This window comes from Nocardioides aquaticus, from assembly GCF_018459925.1.
GTDB lineage: Bacteria > Actinomycetota > Actinomycetes > Propionibacteriales > Nocardioidaceae > Nocardioides > Nocardioides aquaticus.
The window spans coordinates 3,963,138-3,974,718 of sequence record NZ_CP075371.1; the positions used below are offsets into that span (position 1 = coordinate 3,963,138).

The window sequence follows — 11,581 nt, forward strand, 5'->3', positions numbered from 1 at the left end:
ACGTCGTACGACGGCGCAGGCGCCGCCGACCACGGATCCGTCATGTCCGCCAGCTGCTCTGGACCTGCCTGCATCGCGCCTCCCCCATCGACTGTGAGGCGACTCTAGGAGCCGCCACCGACACCGTCAGCAGCTTGCGCTGAGTCGCACCAACCCGCTCAAAGCGCCGGAAACGACCACCGATCCGAACTACCGTCCGGCTACCACTCACCGACCTGGAGACGCCCGTGGCCCACGACTTCGACATCCGCTACGACCGCCGGCTGACACCCGAGTTCCTCGCTCACTTCTGCCCTGGCGGATTCGCGAGCTCCCTGGCGACGATCACCAAGTCCGGGCTCTACCCGTTGGACCTCCGCACACGACGAGACGCCAAGAGTGGCGCCGAGCACGTGACCCTCTACACGGGCCTGACCGCGGTGCTGCAGGTCCTCTCGAGCAAGAACGGCACCATCCGTCTGGCCGCCCACAGCACTCACCAGAAGCAGGGGACCTTCGACAAGGCCTGGCAGGCCGCGCGCACCGTCGAGGATTGGACGACGCTGTGGCCCGAAGTAGAGCTCTACCTCGAGCGGGTCATCCCTGCGGCGAGCCAGTCGCACGGGCGCACCGAGGGCGCCGTGCAGGCCGCCATCGGCAGCTACCGCGACGACGCCCGCATCGTGCTCGACCGCGAGGTCACCCCCTCCTTCCGCGACGCGAAGCTCAAGAAGCAGGTCATGGACGAGTGCCGTGACCCGATCCTGGCGGCACTCAAGGCAGCCGACCTCGGGTTCAGCGGCATGCCGAAGCCCCTGGGCAACGAGTGCGACGCCCTGGCGATCTCCTCCGACGGCACCCTCGAGGCCATCGAGGTCAAACCCCTGCGCGGAGGTTCGATCGCATGGGTCGCCGCCCAGGCGCTCATGTACTCCCGCCTGTTGGCGACGTGGGTCGAGTACGTCGCCGACGAGCCGGACCAGGTCCCCGGTCGGGTACTTCGGGAGATGGCCGAGCAGCGGGCTGCGATGGGGCTCGCCCCCCGCGCGGTCCCGACACTGCCAGACCGCCCCACCGTCATCCCGGTGGTCGCCGTCCAACGCGGCGCCTCCCCCACGATGGTGTCCCGCATGCTCGCAGTGCGCGATGCCCTAGCCGCGTCCGAGCACAGCTTCCCCCGGGTCAAGATCTTCGAGGTCTCCCTCATCGGGGAGCTGATCGAGCTCGACGAGTCTCGGACCGCGACGGGGAAGCCGAGACCGCTCGTGACCTCCTGGGCAGCGCGCCACAACGCCGCAGGTCAGGAGTGGAAGGCTCGCACGCCCACGCTCCCCGATGAGGCGCGCGGCCCCGGCACGGTGAAGAACCGCGCCGGCAAGCAGGTCGACGTCGACTACGCCCTCCCGCGCGAGCACGCCTTGCTCAACCTGCTGCCGGAGGTCCGTGCCACCGGGCTCGAGATCTTCAGTGCGCTCGAGATCCCCTGGAACCAGGGAAGAGACGGCCAACCGTCGCCGCACCTGCGCTCCAGCCAGGTGCAGTGCGTCAACGCTCTCGCGCAGATGATCAAGGACCCCGACCGCATCGAAGCGGCGTTCGGGTCCGTGCTGGACATCGCCGCGGTGCGCGACCTGGGCAAGGTCCACCCGTCGGAGAGCGGCCGCTTCCTCACCTTCGAGTACATCGGCCCCACCGACAAGGACTACCTCTCCGAGGGACGCAAGGGGAAGCGGACCCGGGGGTCGCAGTGCACCAGCATCGACGCCGCCTTCCCCTACCGGACCTCGGCGGGCGTGGACGAGCTCGCGCTCGTCGAGTGGAAGTTCACGGAGACCTACCCCTCGGCGGACCACGGCGCCGACCGCAAGCTGAAGGAGCGCACCAAGCGGTACGGCCACCTGCTCGAAGACCCGGACAGCCCGATCGATGTCGGAGACGTCGAGATCGGGGACCTGTTCCACGAACCGTCTACCAGCTCGTCCGTCAGCAGCTGCTCGCGTGGCAGCTCGAGACCGACCCGGACGTGGCGGCGGAGCGGGTCCGAGTCGTGCACGTCCTGTCCCCGGAGAACCTCGCGTACGAGCGGTCGTACCGCGCACCGTCGGTCGCACCGTTGGGCGACGACGTCAGCCAGACGTGGCAGCGACTGCTGCGTCGACCGGACCGGTTCGTGAAGCTCGACCCTGCGGTGTTCCTCGATCCCGCCATCACGAGCGAGGAGTACGTGGACCGCTATGGCTTGGGCAACGACGGCTGACCGAGGAGCACGCCCCGGGCGACTGGGCAGACTGTTCACACCGATTACAGCTCCCCCGCCGCGTCGAGCTCCTTCCTCAGGTCGATCGGCCTACCGGTGCCGTGTCGCGCCAGTCCTAGCGCCCGGTCGAGCAGCGCGAGCCTGTCCGCCCACTCCTTGCGCGACTGGCCCCGGGGCGCGAGCTGGTCGTGGAGTTCCAGCTCCTCCGCTGCGTGGCCCTGGGCCGCCTCCAGCACCGCGACGAGGTTCTGGCGCCGGCCGGCCCGCCCGAGGGCCTCGGCTGCGTCGCATACGGAGAGCGAAGCCACCAGCAGGTGTCGGAGCTGTCCGACCGACAGGTCCTCGAGAGTCCGGGCGAGCGCCTCGATCGTCTGACCGTCCGTTGTGTCCGCCGACACCTTGCCCGTCGACCCGGCGGCTACCCCGACGAAGGCGCCTCCTGTCCCCGTCAGGGCCGCGATGGTGACCATTCCGCCCACCATCCCGCCGGGACCGAAGGACGCGAGAGTCGCCGACAGAACAGCGGCGCCGGCCAGTCCGACAGGAGCGGCAGCCACCAGGCCGACACCGGTAGCTGCCAGGATCGCGGCGCCGAACAGCAGCCACCACCCAGCGCCCGAGCCTCGGCCACGCAGCGACCGCTCGTTCGTCTCCACCGCGGCAATGAGCCGCGCCATGAACTCGCGCTCCGACACCTTGCGGTCCGTACGACGGATCAACCGAAGCAGCTTCTCAAGCGCCTCCTTGCGGTGAGTGTCATCGATCACGACGTCGAAAGGCGCGGTCGGAGAGGACATGTAGAGGCTGACGGCGAGCGGCAGCAGCTCGTCGTCCGACCACGTGTCGACCACGATGTCGGCCGCGTGCACCAAGAGGTCGTCCATGGAGGGCGCCTCTCGATCATTGAGGGCGAGAATGTCCGGGCGGTCGTCAGACGCCTGCGAGATCTCGGACCGGGTCCGCAGCGCCTGCACGGACCGGATCGTGTCGAAACGACGCTTCCAGCGTGCGCGGTCTGGCTTGCATGTTCGTGACAGCTCGTTGCTGAACGCGAACGCGAGCAGCGCAACGTTCCAGTCGGGCGAGACGCGCCGAGCCGGCGGATGCGCGACACCAGACCCGTCCTCGGCCGGGACGTTGCCGATCACCGCGTCCCCAAAGATCCCGTCGGCAACCGCTGCCGCCACGGCAGGATGGGAGAAGTAGCCGAGGACCTCGTGCCGTCCGGCTAGGACCACAGGGACGTCGAGCGCCATGGGGAACCCGGCGCTCACCCGGTTCCACCCTGCTACCGGGTCCCGCCCGTCGGCGACGTTGATCCAGGCTCCGACACGGTCGTACGGGAACCGACTGCGGAGCCCGGCCAAGAACGGCCAGATCGACGGTGTCGACAAAGGACTGCCCACGGTGATGAAGCTTCGTACGAAGAGGCCCGGCGGAAGGTGCCTGATGAGGTCCAGACCAACCACAGAACCGAGGCTGTGACCGATGAGGACGAGCTCGCCATCGTCGGGGATCTGATCAAGGACGTGACGGAGGACGGCCGCCCGCGCTTGCGCCGACGTCCGGTAGATCTGGGCGTCTTTCAGCGTGCGCGACACAGGACCGGCCGCGGCAGACACCAGCCACTGGGGCGCCACGTCCAGGTTGACCCTCCCGCGGGCTCCGAATCGCTGGACGGCGAGTCGCGCCTGCTCTGTCATCCGCCGGAAGCGGTCCTCGGCCGCGTCGGGAACTGTGTCGAGAAGAGTCAGGGGCGGGGGTTCGACGTCGTCCTCACGCTTCGCTCGCAGCGGTCGGCTGTAGTCGATGTCCAAGATGTCGTCGTCATCGACGTCCAGCGGGGACAGCGCGAGGTGCCCTAGCCCGACGTTGAGAGGCTCGAGCCAGGCCTTGCGATCGGTTGGACCGCCGACCCCGTGTAGATAAGCGATGACAGCCATGTGCGATGTGTATCCCGTCCGTCGGTAACCGCTAACTCTGTCTGGAAGACAAGACCGTGACGATGGCGAGTGGCTAAAAGCCTGGTGCTACTGGCCGCGGCTCGGCGTGCGCGGCCCCGGGAATCCCCTGGATCACCGAGGCAGTTCGGGGATGACCAAGCCTCGCTCCTGCATGAGCTGAGCGCTCATACTGGGCACGTCCGCGAAGTTGATGAACTCGTCAACACTGTCGAGGCGTCCGATCTGGTCCCGGATGTTCCGTAGCGCATCTGTCGTGGGCTTTGACAGGTCGAACTCGGCGGCAATGATCTCGACTGGTACGGCGTTTAGGTCGATCAGTCCACCGTCGTCGTACTGACGTGGGCGGTCGGGACGTCCGATACCGAGCTCACGGGCCGACGCCGGGTCTTTCTGCACGAGCCGCCGGGCTTCTGTTCGTCGGCCACGGGTGGCCCCGAGGGCCGCGAGCGCAGCCTCGTTCGGATCGATAGTTTGAGGTCGAGGCGCCTGACCTAGAACGGGGTAGACATCCCGACGGAAACCCACCTGCTGGATAGTGGCGACAAGCAGGAGGGCCAGCAGAAAGATCCCAGCAAGGTTCGACAACCAGCCGGTTGGCTCGCCCGCTTCGTTCTCCGGCGCGAGTCCGACGAGGACGAGCCCGACGATGCTCGCTCCGGCGATCCAGGTTCCGGTCTTGCGCAGCTCCGGTCGGTTCAAGCGGGACGCCGCGTGGAAGTGGGGCACCGAGGCCAGCAGCCCTGCCGACGCCCAGCTGATAACGAAGTACCATCGGCCGGTCGGTAGCTTCGACGGTGGCTGCGACTGCGGCTGCGGCTGCGGCTGCGGCTGTGAATGCGTCATATTGATGTCCCCATGTCTGTGGCGAGCTCTGCGCGACGTGTCTGCGGCGACAGCCTAGATCGCAACCGTCCGCGTGCTCGCCGTCCTGCACCTTGGCGCGGCGAACACTGACGCCGAAGACTCCCCGCAGGTCGCGGGGGTGCTGGCAGCGCTCTACAGCAATGGGCGTAGCGGCCCCGGACCGTCTTACGTGGCCAGAGCTGGCGGTGTTCCTCGCCCCGCGATCACGAGCAGAGAGGACATCAATCGCCCTGGTCGCCGAATCCGCGGACTCATCATTTGCGCCGCCCTCAAAGGTGAAAGGGCTGTTGATCAGGCGACCAAACCGAGGCACACCAGGCACCGCGCAGAATCGCGTCGAGAACGACATGCTCGAGCGCCGTCCGCCGGGAGGTCAAGCCGTCCCCCACCCCCAGAGCACCGTCGAGCAGCTCTCAGGCGCACTCGTTCAGAATCCGGCCGGTGTCGCTCGCGGACGATGTCAGCCCACTTCTGGATTGTCCCCCAGCGAGGGCCGCGACCACAGGTGCAGCTCGGGCACGTCCCGGGTCGCAAGGCCAACGGTGTACCCGAAGTCGCCGCCCTCGCCGTCCGGGTCGAAGATTGCGTTGACGCGCCACCAGGGGTGGCGCTGGTCGTCACTCATGGACCCCATCGTGACGGACGGCGCCGACACCACCGCCGACCCTGGGACCGGTCACCCCACCTAGAGCACCGCGCCCGCCGCGTCCCACACGAGCCCGTACCCCCGCGTGCTCCTCAGCGCCCCGACCACGGCCCGCCGCACCTCGCCGACCTCGTGCCCGAGCAGGACGCCGTACTCGACAGCGACGCTCGGTGTGCGCTGCTGCGCCGCCACGCAGTGCAGCAGCACGACCTTGCCCTCGGCCCGCAGGCCGCGGACAGCGTCGGCCGCGTCGCGGAGCGTGAAGGCCAGGTTGGGGTTGGCGGCCGGGTCCTCGCTGTCCATCAGTCGCGACTCGACGACCACGTCGGCGCCGTCGAAGCACGCCTGGTCGCGGCCCACACGGCACATCGACACGACGGCGTCGGCGCCGTGGTCCCGGCTCCGGTGCGTGCCCAGGAGGACGCCCTCGTCGAACGGGTGCGGCACGACCCGGGACGACGCGGGCTCGTCGTACGCGACGTCCTCCACCACCGGCCAGCCCTTCGGGTCGGCTCGTCCGCCCGCGACCGCGAGGCAGGCGTTCGTGACCAGGTCCCGGCCGTCCCTCCCGGGCCAGCCGTGCACCGCCCGCCGCCAGCGCCAGGGGACGGCGCTCGCGCCCCACCGCGCACCGAGCAGGCCGCCGGCGATAGCGGCGACGGTGTCCGTGTCGTCCCCGATCCGGACGGCGGCGTGGAGGGCGTCCTGCAGGTGCAGGCACGACATCGGGCCGTCCGGGACCGGGGTCAGGCTGATCGCGGCGACCGCCGCCTGCAGCGCGGTGACGGTGAACCCGTTCGGGGTGAAGCGGGACGCCGGCCCCGCCTCGGCCTCGCCGAGGAGGCCGGTCCACTGCTCGCGGCGGTCTGCCGGGAGCAGCTCGAGACCGGCTCGGACGTCCAGGCGCCCGTCAAGGACTGCCACCCTGACCGCCTCGCACCACAGCACGCACGAGTCGCCGGCCAACGGGTCGGCGTGGGTCAGCTCGGCGACGGCGCGAGCCGCGCGGGCGAGCCGTTCGCGGTCGTCGAGGTGTGCCAGCGCGACGACTGCGGTCCGCATGAGGGCACCGTTCCCGGCGGACCTCGGGTTGCGGGCGGCGTACCGCGCCGCCTCCTCGCGCATCACCGACCCCGGCCGCCCCCCGCCGGCGAGACGGCGCCGGGTCGCCCCGAGCACCGCGGAGGTCTGGATCCCGATGTCCGCGGGGCCGGACGCGTGCCACTCCAGGAAGCCGTCGGCGACCGCGTCCAGCGATGCCGGCAGCGTCAGGTCGACGCCGGTGGCCGCGACCCGGGCGATCGCCCCGGCCATCGCGGTGTCGTCGCTCCACTCCCCCGGGGCGAAGTCACCGAGCCCGCCTCCCTTCATCTCGGCGAGCTCGTCGGCACCCGGCGGGCGGGCGAACTCGTACGGCACGCCGAGCGCGTCGCCGCAGGCCTGCCCGAGCAGCACGCCGGCGGCGCGGTCGTGCTGGGCGGTGGTCAGTCGTCGTGCCATCTCAGGCCTCCTGGAGGATTGGGTGTCGGTGGTTGGTGGCACGCAGGTGCACCACACGGTGCCGGTAGCGCAGCGACATCACGTCGAGCGCCTCGGTGCGGGCGCGGCCGAGCCGGGCGGTCTGACCCACGTCGGGCTCCAGGTCGAACCTGGCCCGCTCGAGGCGGGCGACCATGCGGCGTGCGCGACGCCCGGGCGTCGGCAGGGCCGGGCGGCCGTACGCGTCGAGGCTCGCCGCGCGCACGATCTGCGGCAGCTGCTCGACCAGGGTCTGCGGGTGGTCGAAGACCTCCAGCGAGATCGGGTGACCGCCGATCCCGACGAGGACCCCGGTCTGACCCGGGAGCGGCCGAGTGCGTTCCAGGACCAGGTCGGCCTGGGTGTCGAGCACGTCGAGCCGGGAGACCAGCGAGCCGGAGGGTGACGCGAGGCCGTGCTGCTCGACCCGGCGCCAGACCTCGTGCTGCTGCCCCGTGTCGAAGCCGTTGCGGACGTACGTCGACGCCCGTCGGCCGCGGGTCGTCTGCCCGGACGCGCCGCCCCAGCGCCGCTGCTCGACGCAGGCGACGTCGATGGGTGCGCTGCCCCCGGCGGCGACCATCGCGGAGCGAGTGGCCATCCGGTGCTGCCAGCCTCCCTCGAAGAGCTGACCGTCCAGCACGAGCGCCGGCAGCTGCCCCCGGTTGTCGACGTGCAGCTGCCCGACGGCCGGCCCGTCCGGGCTCTCGCCGAGCACCAGGTCGGCACCGCCGGTGGTGTAGCGCCGCGCCCCTGTCGAGGTGCGGTCCTGCCAGATCGGGAACACCGTCAGCGCACCGACGGTCCTCCCCTGCCCTAGGTGGATCATGGTCATCAACTCCTCTTTAGCGTGAATATGCTGTTTCTGTAGTCATGTCGGAGCGTCAGTCGTCACAGCCCGAGCAGGCCCCGGTGAGCGACCGCACCTCGAAGTGGTGCAGGCAGACCTCGCCGACCCGCTCCTCGCGCGGCGTCCCGCCACCACCACCGGCCCGGTAGCCCGGGAGCTCGACGAACGCACCGGTCGCCTTGACGAAGACGTACCCCTTGCCGATCCAGGCGGCGCCGCGACCCTCGAGGCCGAGCGCGATGTAGGACTTGCTGTGCGGCAACCAGATCTCGTCATGCGCCACGCCGCGCAGCGCCTCGACGATGAGCCGCTGGGTGCCCTCGTGGCAACCGAGTGACCGCATGGCCTCCACCAGCGTGCGGGGGTGGGTGCGCCCGACGCCACCGATCTCCGCGCGGCACCAGGAGCACGTCGCCATGCGGGCGAGCTGCGCCGGCGTGGCCTCACGCAGGGGCGACCCGACGTGGGGGCACCCGGGGACGTGCAGGCGCTGGCCGGTCGCCGTGCACCAGCTCGCGACCACCGGAACCACCGGAACCGCGGGGCGTTCGTTCTCGATCATGGTCATGCGAGCCTCCTGGCTTGTTTGCGTGGATGTGAACATATCACAGGGTTTGCGTGTCGTTGCGTTAATGTCTGGTCTATGCCTCCTGCCGACCTGCAGCAGTACGCGCGACCGAACGTCGCGGTCGACCTGGTGATCCTGACCCTGCTCCCCGGGGAGTCGCGGGAGGCACCGGATCGCCTAGGCGTAGTCGTACAGCGTCGCGCCGACACCGTGCCCGTGCTGCCGGGCCGCTTCGTCCGCGAACGCGACACCGTGGAGCGGACCGTCGCGGTCGCGATGGAGGACAAGCTCGGCCTGCGCCCCCGCCGGGAGATGCGCCTCGAGGCCCTCGGTGTCTACGACGACCCGCACCGCGACCCCCGGGGCTGGTCCTTGTCGCTGGCCTACGCCTGCTCCCTCCTGCCGGACGAGCGGGACCGCCTGCTGCGGAGCGACACCGAGATCCTCCCCGTCACAGGGCCGGCCGCCCGCAAGGAGCGGGTGACCACGGAGCCGCTCGCCTACGACCACGACGACATGGTCACCACCGCCGTACGCCGGGTCCGTCGCCGCTACGAGCGCTCCCCCGACCCGCTGCCCCTCCTGCGCGACCCGTGGACCCTGAGCCAGCTGCGCCACGTTCACGAGGCCGTGCTGGACGAGGGGCTGAAGCGCGACACCTTCAACCGCCGGATGCGGGAGTACGTCGAGCCGGCCCTCGACTCCCGGGGCGAGGAGATGTTCACCTCCGCGACGGTGGGACGTCCGGCGCAGCTGTTCAGGCGGGCGGGGGCCAGCCGACGGGACCCGGAGGCGGGGCCGTTTCCGCTGCCGCGCCGCTAGGACAGAACGCTCATCTGCGTAGCTCAGTCCACCTAGGTTGGCCCGCCAAGCATTCGCTCCAAGGAGACCCCGTGACCGACTCGCGTCCTGTACTTGTGCTCAAGATCGGAAAGTCGTGGAACCCCTCAATGTCCGCGCTGGAGGTCTACGAGGTCACCCGCAAGTGGTGGAGGGTGAGCCTGCCCAAGGCTCGCTCCGCCCACCTCGTCCTAGCAGTTAGCAGCACCAAGGTCGTGGGCGCTTTTCTTCCTCGGCGGTGGATGCCTTCGCCAGACCACGAAGACCCTCTTCGCTTCGGTTTCGAGGGTGCCGTAGCCGATGACTGGGACCGCTGGGTCGGAGCGGACATGGCTCCCCTCTTCCCGAAAGGCGCAGCGAACCCCGTACGGCACAGCCTGATGAGCGAGGTGGAGGCACTTCTGCCGGAGCAGCCGCTGCCCGTCGCTGACACGGCCGCTCATGAGCCTCTCGTCCTCGTGCTCCGGATCAACCAGCGGTGGTCTCCGGACCTCGATCCCGACGAGCTCTACGAGGTCACTCGCAAGTGGTGGGTGATGTCTCGGGCCAAGGCTGAACGGGTCGACCTGGTGCTCGCGGTCGCCGATGGCTTGGTGCGGGAGGCTTACAGGCCCATGGTCTGGCTGGACTGTCCTGAGCGCGGTCTAGAGAACCGGATCGGGTTCGAGGGTGGGCGGTCCGAGGAGCGCGACGACTGGATCGGAACGGATCTCCGGAACCTCTTCAAGCAGGGCGCTGCAAATCCGGTCCGCTACCTAGAGCGTGAGGCGCTGTCGGTGGGACCCAGGGACGGATCCGCTGTCTCCCCAGAGGCAGATCTCACGCTGCGGCAGAGCACCTCAGAGCGCCTTTTCATCCCAGCCTACGAACCGACTTTGCTGGAGCAGATCACTCCTTTGGTCGCCTCGCTGGAGGCGGACTTGCTGTGGTCGATGTCCCAGGCCGGCCAGGAGCTGTTCCACTCCAACGCGCTCGCCTGGCTGCTTGAGCACCACCCAGTCGCGATGCGGCCTGTACTCGAGACCCTGCACGGAAAGCGCCTCGAACCAGTTCAGGACATCGTGGTCTGGCGCGAGTACAGGAACCTCGATGTGGTCATCGAAGCAACGCAGACGGATGGGTGCAGGGCCAGGGTCGTCGTCGAGAACAAGCTCTACTCGATCCCGTACCCCAAGCAGCTGAGGGACTACTTGGAGAAGCCACTCCCGTGGAATGGCGGGCCGGACAAGAATCCTGATACCCGGTACGTGCTGCTGTCACTGATGGAACCGGCTTTCACGCTGCCGACTGGGTGGTCGTTGATCACTTACGCCGCGCTCTCGGAAGCGATCGGGCGGATCGATCCGCAGCTGCTCGGCAGCGACCGGGACATCTTCGGGCGCTGGCGGGACCTCGTGCGACGCCTTGCCTCGCTCGAGGAGGCCGTCAACCCCGCCATGTCGCTCGATCAGCCGTTCGCAGCCAAAGAGCTCCTTGACGGCCTGGTCGGTAGCAAGATCGGGGGCCCGCTTCAGCGGCTTCGGTTCAACTCGCTAGCCGGCCTGATCCGTTCCCGCGTAGGCGGGGACCCCGCCGTCACTGCTGGCTTCAGCAAGGGGAACGGGCTGGCCACCTTCGACCATCAGCTCCCCGACGGAATGGTCGTCGGATGGCAGCTCCAGCACAACCAGCTACGGCAGCACGTGATCTTTCCGAAGGACCACGATGCACACGGGGCCACACCAGCCCATCGGCTGCAGCGCGAGCAGGTGGCGGCAGACCGATTCGCACCCCTCTTCGATCTCGAGGTCGTCGAGGAGGTCCTCGGCCCACTGCTGCAGCAGACGAAGGCATGGGACGCCGGCACCTGGGGGGCGTTCGCCCCGAACTACGTCTACCGCTACCGCAAGGTCGACCCGTCCGCCACGACTGACGAGCTTGTCGAGGCACTGTCTGAGCTGACGACCTGGACGCAGCACCTGCTGCTATGACGCCAGCACCGCGAGGGGGCCTGTCGTTGCCCGTCGACCATCAGCGCACCCATCTGAGCGGCGCCCCTTGCGTCAGCCCGGTCAACGCGCGGCACTCGCCGGACTCCTGAGACGGTGGTCGGTGG

9 protein-coding genes and 1 pseudogene are annotated in these 11,581 nt (G+C 69.3%); 4 read left to right on the forward strand and 6 right to left on the reverse strand.

The genetic code is table 11. From position 1 onward, the window contains the following. Positions 1-1,109: 1,109 nt before the first annotated feature. Both ENKNEFLB_RS23255 and ENKNEFLB_RS23260 read left to right on the forward strand, forming a co-directional pair. Positions 1,110-1,877: pseudogene (locus ENKNEFLB_RS23255) on the forward strand (PGN_0703 family putative restriction endonuclease); the annotation flags it as partial. Between the two features lie 125 nt (positions 1,878-2,002). Then, a complete protein-coding gene (locus tag ENKNEFLB_RS23260; protein WP_420830514.1) occupies positions 2,003-2,236 on the forward strand; it encodes a hypothetical protein in 234 nt (77 codons plus the stop codon). A gap of 44 nt (positions 2,237-2,280) precedes the next feature. Here the strand turns inward: ENKNEFLB_RS23260 and ENKNEFLB_RS19305 are convergent, their stop codons facing one another. The 6 genes from ENKNEFLB_RS19305 to ENKNEFLB_RS19330 all read right to left on the reverse strand — a co-directional run bounded on the left by ENKNEFLB_RS19305 (position 2,281) and on the right by ENKNEFLB_RS19330 (position 8,646). Next, positions 2,281-4,179 (reverse strand): hypothetical protein, encoded by a 1,899-nt coding sequence (locus ENKNEFLB_RS19305; protein WP_214056852.1) that lies wholly within the window; start codon positions 4,177-4,179, stop codon positions 2,281-2,283. A 132-nt stretch (positions 4,180-4,311) separates the two neighbouring features. Next, complete coding sequence (locus ENKNEFLB_RS19310; protein ID WP_214056853.1) at positions 4,312-5,043, reverse strand: hypothetical protein; 732 nt, start codon at positions 5,041-5,043, stop codon at positions 4,312-4,314. Between the two features lie 481 nt (positions 5,044-5,524). Continuing rightward, the gene (locus tag ENKNEFLB_RS19315; protein WP_214056854.1) at positions 5,525-5,689 is read right to left on the reverse strand and encodes a hypothetical protein; all 165 of its coding nucleotides are present in this window, start codon (positions 5,687-5,689) and stop codon (positions 5,525-5,527) included. A 60-nt stretch (positions 5,690-5,749) separates the two neighbouring features. Continuing rightward, positions 5,750-7,210 carry an ADP-ribosylglycohydrolase family protein gene (locus tag ENKNEFLB_RS19320; protein WP_214056855.1) on the reverse strand — a complete coding sequence of 487 codons (1,461 nt, stop codon included), beginning with the start codon at positions 7,208-7,210 and terminating at the stop codon, positions 5,750-5,752. A 1-nt stretch (position 7,211) separates the two neighbouring features. Further along, positions 7,212-8,063 carry an ARPP-1 family domain-containing protein gene (locus tag ENKNEFLB_RS19325; RefSeq protein ID WP_214056856.1) on the reverse strand — a complete coding sequence of 284 codons (852 nt, stop codon included), beginning with the start codon at positions 8,061-8,063 and terminating at the stop codon, positions 7,212-7,214. Positions 8,064-8,112: 49 nt separating this feature from the next. Then, positions 8,113-8,646 (reverse strand): hypothetical protein, encoded by a 534-nt coding sequence (locus tag ENKNEFLB_RS19330; RefSeq protein WP_214056857.1) that lies wholly within the window; start codon positions 8,644-8,646, stop codon positions 8,113-8,115. Between the two features lie 75 nt (positions 8,647-8,721). Between ENKNEFLB_RS19330 and ENKNEFLB_RS19335 the strand changes: the two genes are divergently transcribed. Both ENKNEFLB_RS19335 and ENKNEFLB_RS19340 read left to right on the forward strand, forming a co-directional pair. Further along, positions 8,722-9,468 carry an NrtR DNA-binding winged helix domain-containing protein gene (locus tag ENKNEFLB_RS19335; RefSeq protein ID WP_214056858.1) on the forward strand — a complete coding sequence of 249 codons (747 nt, stop codon included), beginning with the start codon at positions 8,722-8,724 and terminating at the stop codon, positions 9,466-9,468. Positions 9,469-9,539: 71 nt separating this feature from the next. Further along, positions 9,540-11,456 carry a hypothetical protein gene (locus ENKNEFLB_RS19340; RefSeq protein WP_214056859.1) on the forward strand — a complete coding sequence of 639 codons (1,917 nt, stop codon included), beginning with the start codon at positions 9,540-9,542 and terminating at the stop codon, positions 11,454-11,456. Positions 11,457-11,581 lie beyond the last annotated feature (125 nt).

Coding starts and splice junctions, on each gene's coding strand:
- ENKNEFLB_RS19305 (WP_214056852.1), bottom strand. CDS start 4,179: ATGGCTGTCATCGCTTATCTACACGGGGTCGGCGGTCCAACCGATCGC.
- ENKNEFLB_RS19335 (WP_214056858.1), top strand. CDS start 8,722: ATGCCTCCTGCCGACCTGCAGCAGTACGCGCGACCGAACGTCGCGGTC.
- ENKNEFLB_RS19310 (WP_214056853.1), bottom strand. CDS start 5,043: ATGACGCATTCACAGCCGCAGCCGCAGCCGCAGCCGCAGTCGCAGCCA.
- ENKNEFLB_RS19325 (WP_214056856.1), bottom strand. CDS start 8,063: ATGACCATGATCCACCTAGGGCAGGGGAGGACCGTCGGTGCGCTGACG.
- ENKNEFLB_RS19330 (WP_214056857.1), bottom strand. CDS start 8,646: ATGACCATGATCGAGAACGAACGCCCCGCGGTTCCGGTGGTTCCGGTG.
- ENKNEFLB_RS19320 (WP_214056855.1), bottom strand. CDS start 7,210: ATGGCACGACGACTGACCACCGCCCAGCACGACCGCGCCGCCGGCGTG.
- ENKNEFLB_RS19315 (WP_214056854.1), bottom strand. CDS start 5,689: ATGAGTGACGACCAGCGCCACCCCTGGTGGCGCGTCAACGCAATCTTC.